Below are 17,572 nucleotides of genomic sequence, written 5' to 3'. Positions count from 1 at the left end.
TTCCTTGTAAATACGGCTTATTTGACAGTCAAAGCGTCGCTGACGAGCGCGCGCTGTTGTTTTAAATGCAGTGACATATAACCCACTGCCGGTGAAGCGGATGCTTCTCGACCTGCGTAACGTAAACGAGCGTCATCAGGAATAGCACTTCTAAAATGATGCTGGCTAGAGTACCAAGCTCCCTGGTTTTGCGGCTCTTCTTGACACCAAACAAAATTGCGAACTTGGGGATAAGTTTCTAGCAATTGCTTAAGGTCTTGCTCTGGGAACGGATATAATTGCTCAATACGTACCAAGGCAATGTTGCTTATCTCTTTCTTACGACGCTCTTCGAGTAAGTCGTAATAAACTTTGCCGGAACAAAGAACAATTTGCTCAACTTTATCAGCGGCTAGATCATCCATTTCTCCAATAACATTTTGGAATGTACCTTCGGCAAGCTCTTCCAAGCTCGACGTTGCTAATGGATGGCGTAATAAGGACTTAGGCGACATTACAACCAGTGGTCGACGCATAGGACGAATCACTTGACGGCGTAACATGTGATAAACCTGAGCTGGTGTTGAAGGCACACAAACTTGCATATTTTGCTCAGCACATAACTGTAAGTAACGCTCTAGTCGAGCTGATGAGTGCTCAGGACCTTGGCCTTCATATCCATGCGGAAGCAACATAACCAGACCGCACATACGGCCCCATTTTTGCTCGCCACTTGACATGAACTGGTCAATAACAACTTGTGCGCCGTTAGCGAAATCGCCAAACTGCGCTTCCCAAATCACCAAAGTACTTGGTTCGGCTGTTGAATAACCATATTCAAACGCTAACACTGCGGCTTCGGATAGAACCGAATCGAACAAGGCTAAACGACCTTGATTCTCACTTAGATTTTTCAAAGGAATATAAGTCGAAGCATCTTCTTGACCATGCAAAACCGCGTGGCGATGGAAGAAAGTACCGCGGCCAGAATCTTGGCCTGTGATACGAATGTTCTTACCATCATCTAGCAAACTTGCATAAGCTAAGTTTTCAGCAAACCCCCAATCTAGAGGTTTATTACCAAGCGCCATTTCCATACGGTCAGCATAGATTTTAGCAACCCGAGGATGCAGTTTATGCGACTCTGGGTAGCTTACGACGCGCTCTCCCAAATCTTTCAACTGTTCAATAGGCAAAGCACTGTTGTAGTAGATATCCCAATTATGACCTAGGAATGGAGTCCAATCGACTGAATGCTGCGTCATTGGACGCCACTCGTCGACAACGCGCAAACCTTGGTCGAGTAAGTCACGGTATTCGTTAACCAACTCTGTAGCTTGCGAGTTTTCCAAAAGATTTCGCTTAACCAAATCGTCTGCATAAACTTTACGCGGCGTTGGTTGCTTTTTGATTTGCTGGTACATCAATGGCTGGGTTGCATTGGGCTCATCAGCTTCGTTATGTCCATGACGACGATAACAAACCAGGTCAATGACCACATCGCGTTCAAATTCATCGCGGTATTCCATGGCCAGTTGACTAACAAAGGCAACCGCTTCTGGATCGTCGCCATTAACGTGGAAAATCGGAGCCTGAACCATTTTAGCGATATCGGTACAATATTGAGTCGAACGAGTGTCACGTGGGTCAGAGGTTGTAAAACCTACTTGGTTATTCACTACGATGCGAACCGTACCGCCAACTTTAAAGCCTCGAGCTTGCGACATATTAAAGGTTTCTTGAACGACACCTTGACCAGCAATCGCAGAATCACCATGAATAGTGATAGGCAGGCAATTAGCTCCGCCGCGGCGATCTTGACGAGCACGAACCGAGCCAATAACCACCGGGTTTACAATTTCTAAGTGCGATGGGTTAAACGCCAATGAAAGGTGAACGTTGCCACCAGGCGTTTCAAAGTCGGAGCTGAAGCCTTGGTGATATTTTACATCCCCAGTACCCCATTTATCATCGCTATGTTTACCGGCAAACTCGTCGAATAACTCTGAAGGGTTTTTACCAAGAACATTAACTAAAACATTTAGACGTCCGCGGTGAGCCATACCAATGACAACTTCTTTAGTGCCACTGATGCCGCCTTGGCGGATTAACTCTTTTAGCATCACAATCAGACTATCACCGCCCTCAAGCGAAAACCGTTTTGCGCCTGGGAACTTAGCACCCAGGTATTTTTCTAAGCCTTCAGCGGCAGTTAAGCTTTTTAGAAAGCGAGTTCGATCATCGCTGTCAAAACTTCCAGTGGCCTCGACTGATTCCAAACGGCTTTGGATCCAACGTTTTTCGTCAGTATTGGTAATGTGCATGTATTCTGCACCAATTGAACCACCATAGGTTTTTAATAAGGAACGATATAAATCGTCCAAGGCCATGGTGTCTTTACCAATCGCATAGGAACCTACGTTGAACGATTGCTGCATATCGGCATCATCTAAGCCATGATAAGCGGGCGACAGTTCTTCAACGCGTTCTTGTTTCCACAAACCTAGCGGGTCCAATTCTGCATGTTGATGCCCACGAAATCGATAGGCATTAATCAACTGTAGTACTTTGACTTGTTTAGCCGCGTGCGTTGGATCTTCAGCAGGCGAGCTATAGCTACTGTTATCTTTAGCCAGACGTCGAAAGTAATCACGGATTGGGGTGTGGGCTATTTCTTGCGATGAGTTCTCCACCGCAGGGAGTTTGGCAAATACTTCTTGCCACTGTTCTGAAACCGAGTTGGGATCCTCAAGATAGGCCTCGTATAGTTCTTCAACATAGGTTGAATTACCGCCTGCTAAATGAGAGGAATCCAACCAGGACTGCATCACGCCATTTTGCATTAAAAATTGTCCCTTTTTCTTACAGACCTAATTTCTAGCAACTTTGTCTTAAGTGCTAGACACAGCGCCCAAAGCGCTATTCCAATTCTCGAAACCATTTTCGAGACAAAAAAATAGCCATTCTTCTTCAGAAAGAATGGCTATTTAGTACCACATCGAAAGCAAAAATTGCTTGCAGTGCTAAACAGCCCGTTTCACGAGCATGGACTTAATATGTCCAATCGCTTTGGTTGGGTTTAAGCCCTTAGGACACACACTGACACAATTCATAATACCGTGGCAACGAAAAACGCTAAATGCGTCGTCCAATTCTGACAATCGCTCATCAGTTGCAGTATCACGACTGTCCGCTAACCAACGATATGCTGCTAGCAGTCCTGCAGGACCCACAAACTTCTCTGGGTTCCACCAAAACGATGGGCAAGATGTTGAACAACACGCGCACAAGATACACTCGTACATGCCGTCAATTTTCTCGCGTTCCTCAGGGCTTTGCAGGTGCTCGCGTGCTGGCGGTAGTTCGCCGTCACTAATCAAGAACGGTTTAATCCGAGCATAGTTATCGTAAAACTGGCTCATGTCGACAACCAAGTCTCGCACCACTGGCAAACCTGGTAGCGGACGAATCACTATTTTTCCTGCGCTTAATAAATCCGACAAAGGTGTAATACACGCCAAGCCGTTCTTACCATTCATGTTAATGCCATCAGAGCCACAAACACCCTCGCGACATGAACGGCGAAACGCTAATCCAGAATCTTGCTCTTTAAGCAAAGTCAAAGCGTCCAAAACCATCATGTCAGAACCTTCTGGAACATCTAGCTGATACACTTTCATGTAGGGCTTTGCGTCCACTGAAGGGTTATAGCGGTATACCGAAAATTCTACGTTCATGGCCGCCTCCTAGTAGGTTCTAATTTTAGGTTCAAAAGCTTCACGCAAGTTCGGTGACATGTTCACCTCACGGCGGTTCATGCTTTCGTCACTTGGGTTAAAGATACTATGACATAACCAATTCGCGTCATCACGGTCTGGGAAGTCAAAGCGACTATGGGCTCCGCGGCTTTCAGTGCGGAAGTTGGCCGCATAAGCTGTTGCAATAGCGGTCGCCATTAAGTTATCGAGCTCAAGGCATTCGACCCGTTGGGTGTTAAAATCTGGTGATTTATCATCCAAGCGTGCGTTCTCTAAGCGAACACGAATTTCTTGTAATTCTTTGAGGCCTTCGGCCATTGCATCGCCTTCTCTAAATACTGAGAAGTTTAGTTGCATACATTGTTGCAAGTCTTTACGAATTTGCACTGGGTCTTCGCCGTCAGGGTTAGAGTGTTCCCAACGATTATAGCGCGCCATTGCTGCATCGATGCTTTGCTGATTAGCATCAGCCATTTCTGGTGCGTCGTCTAAGTATTCGCCTAAAAATTTACCCGCAGCTCGACCAAACACAACCAAATCAAGTAGCGAGTTACCGCCGAGTCGGTTAGCACCGTGGACCGATACACAAGCGATTTCACCTACAGCAAACAAGCCGTTGACGACTTCATACTCGCCTTTAGCATTAGGGCTAAGCGCTTGTCCGTTAACATTACACGGCACGCCACCCATTTGATAATGGCAAGTTGGAATGACTGGAATAGGTTCTTTAACTGGGTCAATGTGAGCAAAGGTACGAGACAACTCACAAATACCAGGAAGACGACTTTCTAGAACGTCTTCGCCAAGGTGGTCAAGTTTAAGCTTAAGGTGAATTCCCCAAGGACCTTCACAACCGCGGCCTTCGCGTATTTCTGTCATCATTGAGCGGGCAACGACATCGCGTCCGGCTAAGTCTTTTGCATTGGGCGCATAACGTTCCATGAAACGCTCGCCATCTTTGTTTAGTAGATAGCCACCTTCTCCGCGACAACCCTCTGTGACCAATACACCTGCACCGGCAATACCGGTTGGGTGAAACTGCCACATTTCCATATCTTGTACTGGAACACCTGCGCGTAATGCCATACCGACACCGTCACCAGTATTGATATGTGCGTTAGTGGTTGATGCAAAAATACGCCCTGCACCGCCTGTCGCCAAAATAGTAGCCTTGGCTTTAAAGAACACCACTTCGCCACTTTCAATGTCCATTGCCATACAGCCAACGACTTCACCGTCGTCGTTCTTAACTAAATCCAAGGCATACCATTCACTAAATACCATGGTTTTGTTTTTAACGTTTTGCTGGTAAAGCGTATGAAGTAGTGCATGACCTGTTCGATCTGCCGCTGCAGCTGTACGTGCGGCTTGTTCGCCACCAAACTCTTTGGACTGGCCACCAAAAGGACGCTGATAAATAGTGCCGTCTTCGAAGCGAGAAAACGGAAGGCCCATTTTTTCTAATTCGATTATCGCTTCAGGACCTGTATTACACATATATTCGATGGCATCTTGGTCACCAATGTAATCAGAACCCTTTACGGTGTCATACATGTGCCATTGCCAATCATCTTTGTGCGAGTTACCCAAAGCAACAGTAATACCACCTTGAGCTGAAACTGTGTGAGAACGCGTAGGAAATACCTTAGAAATCAAAGCACAAGTTTTGCCTTCTTCAGAGATGGCCAACGCCGCACGCATACCTGCGCCGCCTGCTCCAATCACTACTGCGTCAAATTCTCGAATAGGATAATCCACTTATAACCCCCAAATAATCAAGATGCCAGCCGCGACATAAACAAAAGCGACAATATTAAGCAAGTACTGCAAACCAAGACGTAAGCCCGTAGGTTTAACATAGTCAGTGAGTACCTGCCAAAGACCAATCCAAGCGTGCACGAGCAACGCCAGTAAGGCTAAAAGGCTAAATATTTGAGTTGGTAGATAAGAATAAAACCCGCTCCAACTAAGGTACGTAATTTCGTTAAAGGCGATAAAGCCCAAAACGTAAAAAGTATAGAGTGCTAAAATGATTGCCGATGCGCGTACCAATAGGTAGTCGTGTACACCGCTGCGGCCAAATGTAGATACATTGTTTACCATACGATTACCCCCATTATCAAAGCTAGTGCGCCGGTAATGATGAATGATACTTTGGCGCTTTGAGCGCTCGTATCGAGTTCTTCCCAATACCCTAAGTCCATAATCAAATGCCGTACACCACCAACAAGGTGGTACATCAGAGCAACTAAGCTAGCCCAAATGACAAATTTGATGAGGAAATGATCGAGGGTTTCCATGACATTATTAAATCCTTGCTCAGAGTCTAAGGATTGACTAAGCAAAGCGAGGAGAATTGCAATAGCAAAAAATGTAATAACGCCCGAAACGCGGTGCAAAATGGATGCAATCGCAGTGATGGGAAAGCTAATCGTCTGTAGGTCGAGGTTTACTGGTCTTTGTTGTTTTTTCACGGTTCTTGGCCCACTCGTGTCCATGAGTTATTTTTATCGTCATTTGGAGCGACAAACCTGAATCAATGTTGCTAAATTGTTAATTTTGTCGCATTTTGTCAAAAATTAAGACTAAAGTCGAAAAATCAAAGCTTAACTAACACCAACAAAGGCTATATACAGCCCTAAACGTCATGGCGAGTATACAAGCCCGCTATTGCAAATTCAATTAACAAATCGCCCTCTTAAGGCCTCAAACGCTAACATTTTTCAAGTTTTGACGGCACACTTAACATTCTTGACAAATATAGCGACTATCAATAACAGCCCCTGATTGACTTTTGGGGGCTGAGTGGTTCAGAATGATGTAGCTTTGGATGCCGTATGTGGACCTTAAATGGTATTTGAGCTGACCAGGCTAATACAAATAAAAGCCGCAAATCTAAAGCAGATAGGTTTTTTGAAGCATGCAGATCGTTTTGCATACCCACAATCACCTCGTCTAACTCTAACACAACTATAAAAGCAAGGGAGATGTGCTATGGCTGAGCAAAAAGCCACCCTACAACTACCAGGTAGCGACGCTATCGACTTACCGATTTATTCAGGCACTGAAGGCCAAGATGTAATCGACGTACGCGCGCTTGCCAAAGAAGGCTATTTTACCTTTGACCCAGGCTTTCTAGCAACGGCCTCTTGTGAGTCCAAAATCACTTTCATTGATGGCGAAAAAGGTATTCTACTGCATCGTGGCTACTCTATCGAAGAGCTAGCCAAAGATGGTGAGTACTTAGAAGTCTGCTACATATTGTTATTTGGCGAGCGTCCTACCAAAGAAGAATACGCTAAATTTAAAACCACAGTGACTCGTCACACGATGGTTCACGAACAATTGATTCACTTTTTCCAAGGTTTTCGTCGTGACTCTCACCCAATGGCGATTATGGTTGGCGTAGTCGGTGCACTCAGCGCTTTCTATCACGACTCTTTAGATATATCTAACGAACACCATCGGGAAGTCGCTGCTTACCGTTTGATTTCAAAAATGCCAACTCTGGCTGCAATGAGCTATAAGTATTCTGTTGGTCAGGCCTTCGTTTACCCTCGAAACGATTTGAGCTATGCCGCAAACTTTTTGAATATGATGTTCTCAGTTCCGGCTGAAGAGTACAAAATTAGCCCAGTTGTTGAACGCGCTATGGACCGAATCTTTACGCTGCACGCGGACCATGAGCAAAACGCTTCAACTTCAACGGTTCGTTTGTCAGGTTCATCTGGTGCAAATCCATTTGCGTGTATCGCAGCTGGTATTGCCTGCCTTTGGGGGCCTGCACATGGCGGCGCTAATGAAGCTTGCTTAAACATGCTTAGCGAAATTGGTACTGTTGACCGTATCCCTGAGTTCATCGCTCGAGCTAAAGACAAAAATGACCCATTCCGCCTAATGGGCTTTGGTCATCGCGTCTACAAAAACTACGATCCACGAGCTACAGTGATGCGCGAAAGCTGTCATGAAGTGCTCGCAGAGCTTAACGTTGATGATCCATTGCTAGATGTAGCCATGGAACTTGAACGTATCGCTTTGAGTGACCCGTACTTTAAAGAGAAGAAATTATTCCCGAATGTTGATTTCTACTCAGGCATCGTACTTAAAGCAATTGGTATTCCGACCAGTATGTTTACTGTAATCTTCGCCTTAGCCCGTACAGTTGGCTGGATTGCTCACTGGAAAGAAATGATGGAAGAGCCAGTACAACGTATTGGCCGTCCACGCCAGTTGTACAAGGGTTATAGCTATCGTAAATACGAATAGTTGTTAGCTTCTTCTGTTAAGGCCGCCTTTTAGCGGCCTTTTTTGAAACTGCTGTTTGTTAAAAGCACCTTAGATCCGAGCTGCTTATAGTTATAGGTTTGGATTAGACACTACTGGCGAGTATCGCAATCACCAACAAGTGGCAAAAAGTGACCGATAAGATACAAAAAATGTAAGCAAGATTGCTTTGAATTAGTTTAACACTGGATTCTTTAGTAAGTATCAAAGCAACGCAAGTCCATAGCACCGGAAATCCAAGCAGCATAAGCCAAAGATACACCTGGCTAAATATTTGCCACGGGTAATATATATTAAATAGCGCGCTAGAAATTAACGCATAGATCAATAACAAAATCGTACGAAAACTTAAGGGCCGGCTAAATACGTAGAGTAGTACAGAGATAATCAGCAGCAGTAATGAAGTAATCACTAAACTGTTATTGCTGTAGTTTGCAATAACAGTGCAAACTACAGCAAGCAATGCTAAAACTATCGACAGTTTTTCGCGCTTATTTAACCTATCCTTCGACTTACTCTTCAATTCTATCACCTTAAGCTCCATTTCTAATGTTGGCAAATTTACGATAAGTACAGCTTGAGGCTGTTAAAAATACTCACGAAGCTTTTTCAAAGCTGTATTTCCCGGAGCTTCGCAACTCAATTCGAAATTGATGCTGACTTAGGTCATAACTATTCGTGGCCTCAATTTTAATTGCATTACAAGGGATAGCGTCGACGCATTGCGGCAATCTAAAGGCATATACTGAGTCCTGATTTAGCGCTTGTATGCCAACTGAACTTATTATTTCAAGTTTGAAAGAGTCTGTGCCGATTGCAATCTATTGAACAAAAAGCTGGGTTTTATAATGTTCAATTCCCCCGCCGGTAACCACAAGACGGTAAATTCCTTCTGACCGTCCATGGCTCCAATATCCCCCACTCCAGACCTCTTGTGTGTCTGTATCTAGGTTAACGATCCTATTGGCATTAACCATTAAGGGACTGCAAAGCAGAAGCAATAGTATTGATTTCATTGGACTCTCTTATTAGTTTGCATGAGATTCTGCAAAACAGATACAAGATACTTAGTTTGGTGGCAGCTGTCACACGATCAATATGCAGCAAGTACAATGAGTCACTGACGCAATAATGGAAAGGCAGGATAATAGTACTCGTTATATCCATACGCTCATGAAAGACATCAATTGGAAAATGTAACTATGCCTTAGCTAACATTCTGGGAAACTCTATACCTACACCACGAAATGACACTAAGTAACTAAGCTCAAGTATGTTAATTTCAAATGTAAAAACTTCAGAAGTGTCTCGGTATTGTTCGGCTACTCAATTTTTGGAAAGATGTAGACGCTTAACTAAACGTAGCCACTTAACAAATAGGCAGCCTGCAAATGTTGATCAATATAAGTAATAGAGAAAGTCAGGTTAGGACAGTATTAGGTAGTGTCATGCTAGCATTGGGTACACATACGCTGTGGTTCGTTTTTTTACCCATGGGTTTGATGTTGATACAAACGGGCCTCACATCTAAGTGCCCTATTACCCACCTGTTCTCCAAAGAGAGCAAAGCTGCTCTCGAGTATCGATATATCAGTTTTCTACCCAAGCATAATCCGCAACCCGTGTTTATCTTTAACGCCAATAATGAGCTAGCTTTCTCCAATGCTGCTGCGCAACGGGTATTTCCTGAAATAAACTCATTCCAAGCCTTGTTCACGGACGACCTCGAATCTCTTATTCACAATGAGGGGTCCTGCGCAAAGCAATTTCAAACAGATTCCGGTAAGGTATTTTCACTGATAGCAAAAGGGTCTCGCGAGCTCGACAGCTTAGCTGTTTATGCAACTGAGATAACCGAAATTGTAGCCTTAAACCTAGAAATCATCGACACCCAAAAGGAAGTCGTTTATACCATGGGCGAAATCGGCGAGTCTCGTTCAAAAGAGACTGGTGACCATGTGCGTCGTGTCGCTGAATACTCAGAGCTTTTGGCATTACTGTCTGGATTAGACGCACAAGAAGCTGAGCTAATCAAACTGGCCTCACCGATGCACGATATTGGTAAAGTAGGCATTCCGGACTCCATTCTGAAAAAACCAGGCAAACTCGACGCCGATGAATTTGAAGTAATGAAAACCCATGCCCAGATTGGCTATGATTTGATGAAACACTCTACACGTCCCATTTTAAAAGCTGCGGCTACAATTGCAGGTCAACATCATGAGAAATGGAATGGCTCTGGTTATCCACAGGGATTATCCGGAGATAACATCCATATTTATGGTCGAATTACAGCGGTCGCTGACGTATTTGATGCGCTTGGCAGCAGTCGAGTTTATAAAGAAGCCTGGCCGATTGAACAAGTTATGACACTGTTCCACGAGCAGCAAGGTCAACACTTTGACCCTAATCTAGTTGATTTATTAACCGAAAATTTGAGTGATTTTCTAGCCATTCGAGACAAATATCCAAACTAGTCCACCTGCTTTGTACGATAGTCACCAGTGCTGAGCATGCTCACCGCTAGCGCCCAGTGCAATGCCATGCCAGTACTAGTTGCCCGGTGTAATCCTAAAACTAACCTCAACTTGCTCAAGCATTGGTATATCTAAAGCTATACTTGTGATTTGATGTGACAACACCTCGCCTGAAAAGTAATAAGGTTGTAGCGTAACATCAGCTAAAGGTGGAAGCGCGTAATACAAGGTTGCGGGCTTGTCATACCAAGCTTGGGCTGAGAGGTATCCTACCAGTGCGTGCTCAAATTGATGATAAGCATTGCCCCAATGAAATTGCTTTAAAGTTTTAGGCATTAAACCAACACCCCCGTAGCTTTCGTCAACCCAAAACTGTTGAAAACTAGTCGTCGTAAAATATAACTGGCGCACTAGCTGCGGACTTAAGTTATTTCCCTCACGGATGCTTAAGGTCATTAGTGCTTGGTCTAATTCCGCCCACTGCCAAGATGATATCCAATCGCTATAGTTACTCTCTCGCCAGCTATATAAATGGCTATACTCTATGGCTGCAAGCTGATCTGTTGAAAGGATATCTTTAAGATAGGATTTTGAGTATTGGTAGGCGGCTTTAGCGATGGTGCTTTTCATTCCCTTAAGTGCTAAATCAACCCAATCATCTCGATTGAGTTGTTGCCCAACCAAATAGGTCATCCAATAGGCTTTTATAGTATGACCAAAATCGTTGTGTTTTGCTGTCTCTCGCATGACAGCTCGGTGGTGTATCGCCCCGTAAAAACGCCACTGCTCAACATTATGATATTGAGCCAACATTTGTTCCGTTAACCACTCTAGATCTGCTCGCCACTTAAGTTGATGCTGTTTTGGCAACAGTGGCGTCACTAATAACAAATACGCATTAATTTGATCAAGCTGTGCGACTAGTTCAAGTTGTTGGTGGAAATGCTCATGACTATCTTCAATCACCCACAGCAACTGATTTTTGGTGGTACTTTTATAGTGCTCAAAAATAAAATGCTGCTGTTCGACTAAGGCTTTTTCGACCTCAGGATCACGGGTTAAATAATAGTAGAATGCTAGGCCAACAATGGCATATGCTTGGTCTTGCGAGGTGCGTTGCTGCCATTTAAACTTGGCTTGCTGGCCTTCTCGTACACTGATCATCCCGCCATTCTTAGTGTCTCGCAGCTGCGTTAATAGGTAATCAACGCCTGCTTTTGCTAGTGAAAGTGCTTTAGGGTCACCCGTTAGATGATAACGTACTCCGTAGGCATATATTTGACGCGACTTCATACGGGTGAAATCGCGGCCAAACTCTTGAGCGATCCATCTTTGATTAGCTAACTCTGGACAAGGATTGGATAGCTCTAAAACTTGACCATCGTCGCAGCGAAAGGTCGGGAAATTTCCTACCGGTTCGCCGTACGCACTCGGAGCCATCCAATACGGACTTAGCCCATTTTCCATATGTGAGAGCCACTGCTCGCCGGTCGCGATACGTTTTGCGAAATCTATCTCGGTACTTGCATGCACGTTAAAGATTATCAAATACAGACACGACATAATCTTAGCAGATATGGTTCTCATCGTTGGCGCCTCAGCGTTTGGTCAAAAATTATCGTCTTAAACTAAGTTCAATGACCCACCGATACTATTTCTGGGTATCCGTTACAGCATACAAATACGGAATAGTGGCCGAACTATTCGACCATTATAGCTAATTACCCGTGGCCGATTGCTGCTATTAATAATCTATTATTTACCTATCCAACCCAATGATACATTCCAGTTTAGAGTGACGGCTTTATGCTTACGGCAAGGTTTCTTATTCGTAATACACAGGGTGTTGAGCGCAGTTCCGCTAATTGCCAAAGATAGAAGAAATATTATGCAAACGTAGAAGCAAGCAGTTGTGTGTATGCAAAACAGAACACTACAAATTTCTTAAGCAATGAATGGGTATACCCGAACAAATACTGCTTTCAAGTTAGCGCTACTTTGCTAGTACGAAGAAGAAAAGAAATGATAGTGCCAATTGAACCAAGCTAGCTTGGCTCAAATGACACTTTTACTTAAAGCTGCTTGTCGATTTTAATTGTGATCAGTTCGGCAAAACCTTTACTGACTATTTGTTCGCCTTGCCAATCACCGTCGGTGGTTTGTACGTTGTCGTCATAGCTTAAGCGAGCAATCACTTTGAACTCAGGCAGGCTTGATAGCTTTAGGCCCTCTAACATGCTGTGCTCATCTGACAAGCGCACCTGCAATGGAAAACTTGGGAAAGGTAGTTTGCGCGCGGCTAATGGCATTGGCGGTCCATTTACCGCTTTTGCGAACACGAACAAGTAGGCGTTGCTTGGCAGCTCTACTCCTTGAGCAAGATCGATGGAAATTGCATACTCACCTTCGGCCAGATTTTCTAGGTCAATGCTTTGTTGTGCAGTGTCTGCCAGGGCATCACCACCATTAGCTTCAATTTGCTCATTAGCAAAATCAATACTGCGCTGTATCATGGTGTACCGCTCGCTATCAGCGTCTACATAGTCCATCATCTTTTTCCAACGCTCAATTGCTAATGGATATTGCTCTTGCTCGAATGCGATAAACGCATACAAAGACCAAGCATCAAGATTCTCAGGTTGAGAACTCAGCAGTTTAACTAGCATATGTTCAGCTTGAATTCCAGCACTAGGATCCTCTGTAGCCATCAAGGCTTGCGCATACACCATCACCACGCTTGGATTGCTAGGGTCGATTGCATAGGCTTTTTCGGCTGCGTCAGTCATCATACCGAGATCTTGGTTAGCCTGAGCTAGCTTTGCCATAATAAACCAACCGCGTGCATCATCAGGTTGTTCTGCTAGTTTACTTCGCAAACCAATACTAAATTCTTCAACTTCTTGAGCGCTTACCTCAACATCGTTGTTCATGACCTTCATGCTTAATTCCGGCAATCGCTCTATCACTTTGAGCTGATAGGCAACATCAGGTGCAAAACCGATCTGCTTATACAAAAACAATGAACCAAACAGTACTAAAGCAAGAGCTGGTGCCAACATTAACCATGTTTGACTACTATTGCGCTTGATTTCTGTTTCAGGGATATCTTCAAGTAAATTGTGCTGGAGTTCTTGTTGTAGCGCTGACTTATTATCAATTAGGCCTTGAGAGTCGTCATTTTCGATTTCGCCAAGACGTTGTTGATACAATTTTTTGTTGAGTTGTGATTGACTCGGCGAATCATCTTTCGCTGCTGCAATATATGGCGCAGCGACACAAACAATGGCGATTAAGGTCAGAACCGCAATGGCTATCCAAAGGCTAATCATGATTGCGATTTTTCCTCTTCAATTATTTTAGCTAAGCGTTGGCGTTCCGCCTCACTTAGTTCATCTGTTTTAGCTTTACTTCCTGAACGTCGCCACACCAGGACAAACCCGAGAGCAATGCAGCTTAATGGAATAATCCAAAGCATTAATACTGCAGGCGTAAGCGGCGGGTCGTAACGTACAAAATTGCCGTACCGAGCAACCATATAATCAAGAATTTGCTGCTTTGATTGACCTTCAACAATCATTTCATAGGTTTTATCGCGCAGATCTTGCGCCAGTGGAGCGTTTGAATCTGAAATATTATTGTTTTGACACTTGGGACAGCGCAATTCTTTGATCAGCTCGCGAAATTCGTCCTCTTGCTGCTCTGAGCTAAATTCATACACATCTATCGCAGCAAAGGCCTGGTTCATTGCCGCAAGACTCAGTGTGAGAACGAAACTAGATAGCAGTAATAAAACGCCTCGTTTTCGCGCGTTCATCCACAACATTTTGCTATTAATCGTCATCATAGAGGCCTCTTAATCCAACTTAGCGAATTGAGCTGCCAACTCACCGCTCCAGTTTCGTGGGTTTACATCCCCAACATGGCGATATCGAATAATCCCATTGCTGTCGATAAAATAAGTTTCAGGGGCGCCATAAACTCCTAAATCTAAACCGAGCATCCCTTTCTCATCAAATAAGTTAATTTGATAAGGGTCACCAAGTTGCTGTAACCAACGAATAGCCTTGGGACGCTCATCTTTATAATTTAAACCTATAATTTTGATCCCTTGCTCGGACAGTGTGTTTAGAAAATCATGCTCAGCCCTGCAGGTTGGACACCAAGTTGCCCATACATTGAGCAACAATGGCTCGCCCTTAAATATGTCTTGCTGATACTGAACGTCATCAGAAAAAATATCTTGCAATAAAAACTCGGGTACAGGTTTACCAATCAACACCGATTCCAATTCTGTAGCATCACTATACAATCCCCTAAATAGGAAAACGCTAAGTGCTAGAAAGGCTGCAAACGGAATCAAAAATATCAGTATTCGACGGTTCATGTAGTAGCCTCCGTAGATTTGGCATTAGCGTCAGGCTGCTTTTTAATTGCCATCCGATAACGGCGATCACTTACTGCAAGTAAGCCTGCAAAGCCCATAATAATTGAACCTAGCCAAATCCATCGAATGAAAGGTTTGTAGTAAATACGCAAAGCCCAAGCATCACCCGGTAGTTCCTCACCTAATGCTGAATACAAATCTCGCCATAATCCAGCATCAATGGCTGCTTCAGTCATCATGCTACGTTGAACTCGATATACGCGTTTCTCAGGTTGTAATGTTGCAACTTGTTTTTCACCTTGGTAGACATCTAAAATGCCTTGATGCCCGCTATAGTTAGGGCCTTGAATCGGTACAACTTGGGTGAAGTGAAAACGATAATCTGCAAACTGAACCGACTCACCGGCCTGCATACGTACGTCGCGCTCGATACTGTAATGAGAAGTCACGGCTATGCCGATAATTGAAACCGCAAGACCAATGTGCCCAAGAACCATCGCCCAATGAGAGCGGCCCAAATGTGACAAACCTTTGACTAAGCTATGCCTATGGGTTGCCCTTAAATATACTTCATAGCAACTACAGGAGATGATCCAAGTTGCCAGTGCCAACGCAACATTAGCCAGCAAGTAATACTCAGGTGCTAGAAGCAACAAGCACAAACTCGGTAATGCAATACTCACAACAGCCAAGATTATTAGTGGTTTCTTTAAACTATCAAATTTTTCACGTTTCCAACGTAATAAAGGCCCCACTCCCATCGCGATACCAAAGGGAACAATTAACCAAGAAAACATCCGATTAAAGAAAGCTTCGCCGATGGAAATACTCCCCAAACCAATCTCTTTATGAACTAAAGGCAACAAGGTACCTAAGAGGACAACTAGCAAGGCTGCGATGAGCAACACATTATTGATAAGCAAAAAGGTTTCGCGAGACCAAAATTCGTAACGGCCGCGGCTTTTCACTTGTGACGCTCGCACTGCAAACAAGAGCAGAGAACCACCAATCACAGCTAAAAGAAAACCTAAAATAAACAAACCACGGGCAGGGTCGCTGGCAAAGGCATGCACAGATACCAATACCCCAGAGCGAACTAAAAAGGTACCAAGCAAGCTTAATGAAAATGCTGAGATTGCTAGTAATACGGTCCAACTTTTGAATACTCCGCGTTTCTCTGTCACAGCCAGAGAATGCAATAGCGCAGTACCGACAAGCCAAGGCATAAATGAAGCATTTTCAACTGGATCCCAGAACCACCAACCTCCCCAGCCAAGTTCATAGTAAGCCCACCAACTACCCAACGCGATACCGACGGTTAAAAATACCCACGCGGCAGTTGTCCATGGACGAGACCAGCGAGCCCAGGTTGAATCAAGACGGCCAGCGATTAATGCTGCAATTGCGAAAGCAAACGCAACCGAAAATCCAACATAACCCATGTACAATAACGGTGGATGTACGATTAAACCAAAGTCTTGCAATAAGGGGTTCAAATCTCGACCGTCAATCGGAAATATCGGTAAGATGCGGTCAAAAGGATTCGAGGTCAGCAAGATAAACAAATAGAAGCCAATACAGATCATGCCCATAACGGCAAGTACTCGTGCGACGGCGTCAATAGGCAAACCTCGACTAAAAATAGCTACAGCTCCAGCCCACCCAGCTAGGATTAACGCCCATAGCAGAAGGGATCCTTCGTGAGCTCCCCAAACGGCAGATAACCTAAAATACCAAGGTAAAAAGCTATTTGAGTTGTTGGCGACATAAGCCACCGAAAAGTCGTTGTTATAAAAAGCATAAGACAGCACGACAAAAGAAAACAATACAAAAAGAAACTGGCTTAAGGCTAAGGGCCGAGCCATTCGCATTAGTTTTAAATTACCCGTTTGCGCGCCAATAAGCGGGTAAATACTTTGGATAACTGCTAGAGCCGTCGCTAGTATCAGCGCGTAGTGGCCTAATTCAATAATCATAAAAGTTATCCCTTAGACCCCATAGAACCTTCAAGCTGTTCAGCCGAATAGTCTAGCTTGAGATGATCCATCCCTTTAAGCGCTTCAGCGACTTCAGGTGGCATATATTCTTCGTCGTGCTTTGCCAATACTTCATGAGCTTTGATTTCACGGGCTGAAACAAGTTCACCATTGGCAACAATACCCTGTCCTTCTCGGAAAAGGTCTGGAAGAATTCCGTCATAGCTAACAGTTACCAGCTCACCTCCAGCATCAATTAATCCAAAACGAACTTCTAAACTAGTTTCTGAGCGTTCAAGGGTTCCAGGAACAACGAGTCCACCGATGCGCAGGCGTTGTCCGACTTCGGGACGAATTTTGTCTTTTCCTTTACCTTGTACCAACTCTGTTGGCGTATAAAATAAATCAATATTCTGGCCAAGCGCATATAGCAAAAGCCCTATGGACAAACTCAGGCCAGCTACAACAGCTACTACGATGGTTAAACGTTTTTTACGCCGCGGTGTCATGTTCTAAGATTCCTTTGCTGAAGCGTTAACTTGTCGTTGTTGGCGACGATTTTGAGTTGCGATGGATCGGAAAAGTTGACGACGAGACACCACGCTATTGATAATTAATACTATGAGAGATGCGGCACTAATACCGTAAGCAAGCCATACATAAAAGGCATAGCCCCCCATGGCTAGAAAGTCTGAAAAAGAATCGAAATGCATA

15 protein-coding genes are annotated in these 17,572 nt (G+C 44.2%); 2 read left to right on the top strand and 13 right to left on the bottom strand.

Going from position 1 to position 17,572, the window contains the following annotated elements; translation table 11 throughout:
* Positions 1-17 precede the first annotated feature (17 nt).
* The 5 genes from sucA to sdhC all read right to left on the bottom strand — a co-directional run bounded on the left by sucA (position 18) and on the right by sdhC (position 6,235).
* A complete protein-coding gene (gene sucA / locus DBZ36_RS03385) occupies positions 18-2,822 on the bottom strand; it encodes a 2-oxoglutarate dehydrogenase E1 component (protein WP_120353528.1) in 2,805 nt (934 codons plus the stop codon).
* Between the two features lie 180 nt (positions 2,823-3,002).
* Positions 3,003-3,716 carry a succinate dehydrogenase iron-sulfur subunit gene (locus tag DBZ36_RS03380; RefSeq protein WP_120353527.1) on the bottom strand — a complete coding sequence of 238 codons (714 nt, stop codon included), beginning with the start codon at positions 3,714-3,716 and terminating at the stop codon, positions 3,003-3,005.
* A 9-nt stretch (positions 3,717-3,725) separates the two neighbouring features.
* The gene (gene sdhA, locus DBZ36_RS03375; RefSeq protein WP_120353526.1) at positions 3,726-5,495 is read right to left on the bottom strand and encodes a succinate dehydrogenase flavoprotein subunit; all 1,770 of its coding nucleotides are present in this window, start codon (positions 5,493-5,495) and stop codon (positions 3,726-3,728) included.
* Positions 5,496-5,840: a succinate dehydrogenase, hydrophobic membrane anchor protein gene (sdhD, locus tag DBZ36_RS03370; RefSeq protein WP_120353525.1), complete on the bottom strand. Its 345-nt coding sequence runs from the start codon at positions 5,838-5,840 to the stop codon at positions 5,496-5,498.
* Positions 5,834-6,235 carry a succinate dehydrogenase cytochrome b556 subunit gene (gene sdhC, locus DBZ36_RS03365; RefSeq protein ID WP_120353524.1) on the bottom strand — a complete coding sequence of 134 codons (402 nt, stop codon included), beginning with the start codon at positions 6,233-6,235 and terminating at the stop codon, positions 5,834-5,836. The genes sdhD and sdhC overlap by 7 nt, the downstream gene beginning before the upstream one ends.
* A 496-nt stretch (positions 6,236-6,731) precedes the next feature.
* Between sdhC and DBZ36_RS03360 the strand changes: the two genes are divergently transcribed.
* Complete coding sequence (locus DBZ36_RS03360) at positions 6,732-8,003, top strand: citrate synthase (protein ID WP_120353523.1); 1,272 nt, start codon at positions 6,732-6,734, stop codon at positions 8,001-8,003.
* 103 nt (positions 8,004-8,106) lie between these two features.
* Here the strand turns inward: DBZ36_RS03360 and DBZ36_RS03355 are convergent, their stop codons facing one another.
* Positions 8,107-8,553: a hypothetical protein gene (locus DBZ36_RS03355; RefSeq protein ID WP_120353522.1), complete on the bottom strand. Its 447-nt coding sequence runs from the start codon at positions 8,551-8,553 to the stop codon at positions 8,107-8,109.
* Positions 8,554-9,412: 859 nt separating this feature from the next.
* Here DBZ36_RS03355 and DBZ36_RS03345 point away from each other — a divergent pair.
* Positions 9,413-10,498: an HD domain-containing phosphohydrolase gene (locus tag DBZ36_RS03345; protein ID WP_120353520.1), complete on the top strand. Its 1,086-nt coding sequence runs from the start codon at positions 9,413-9,415 to the stop codon at positions 10,496-10,498.
* A 75-nt stretch (positions 10,499-10,573) separates the two neighbouring features.
* On the opposite strand, the gene DBZ36_RS03340 is transcribed toward DBZ36_RS03345, so the two are convergent.
* The 7 genes from DBZ36_RS03340 to ccmD all read right to left on the bottom strand — a co-directional run bounded on the left by DBZ36_RS03340 (position 10,574) and on the right by ccmD (position 17,571).
* Complete coding sequence (locus DBZ36_RS03340) at positions 10,574-12,085, bottom strand: AGE family epimerase/isomerase (RefSeq protein WP_120353519.1); 1,512 nt, start codon at positions 12,083-12,085, stop codon at positions 10,574-10,576.
* A 485-nt stretch (positions 12,086-12,570) separates the two neighbouring features.
* Positions 12,571-13,827, bottom strand: coding sequence for a c-type cytochrome biogenesis protein CcmI (gene ccmI, locus DBZ36_RS03335; protein WP_120353518.1), 1,257 nt, complete (start codon positions 13,825-13,827; stop codon positions 12,571-12,573).
* Positions 13,824-14,342, bottom strand: a complete 519-nt coding sequence (locus DBZ36_RS03330; protein ID WP_233558085.1) for a cytochrome c-type biogenesis protein — start codon at positions 14,340-14,342, stop codon at positions 13,824-13,826. Before DBZ36_RS03330 ends, ccmI begins: the two co-directional genes overlap by 4 nt.
* A gap of 9 nt (positions 14,343-14,351) precedes the next feature.
* Positions 14,352-14,882 carry a DsbE family thiol:disulfide interchange protein gene (locus tag DBZ36_RS03325; protein WP_120353517.1) on the bottom strand — a complete coding sequence of 177 codons (531 nt, stop codon included), beginning with the start codon at positions 14,880-14,882 and terminating at the stop codon, positions 14,352-14,354.
* Complete coding sequence (locus DBZ36_RS03320; RefSeq protein ID WP_120353516.1) at positions 14,879-16,858, bottom strand: heme lyase CcmF/NrfE family subunit; 1,980 nt, start codon at positions 16,856-16,858, stop codon at positions 14,879-14,881. Before DBZ36_RS03320 ends, DBZ36_RS03325 begins: the two co-directional genes overlap by 4 nt.
* A 5-nt stretch (positions 16,859-16,863) precedes the next feature.
* Positions 16,864-17,367 (bottom strand): cytochrome c maturation protein CcmE, encoded by a 504-nt coding sequence (gene ccmE / locus DBZ36_RS03315; protein WP_120353515.1) that lies wholly within the window; start codon positions 17,365-17,367, stop codon positions 16,864-16,866.
* 3 nt (positions 17,368-17,370) lie between these two features.
* Complete coding sequence (ccmD, locus tag DBZ36_RS03310) at positions 17,371-17,571, bottom strand: heme exporter protein CcmD (protein ID WP_120354449.1); 201 nt, start codon at positions 17,569-17,571, stop codon at positions 17,371-17,373.
* Position 17,572 lies beyond the last annotated feature (1 nt).

Source organism: Alginatibacterium sediminis (genome assembly GCF_003610775.1).
GTDB lineage: Bacteria > Pseudomonadota > Gammaproteobacteria > Enterobacterales > Celerinatantimonadaceae > Alginatibacterium > Alginatibacterium sediminis.
Note: the sequence above shows the minus strand (reverse complement) of the source record. Positions and strands in the feature narration are given on the sequence as shown.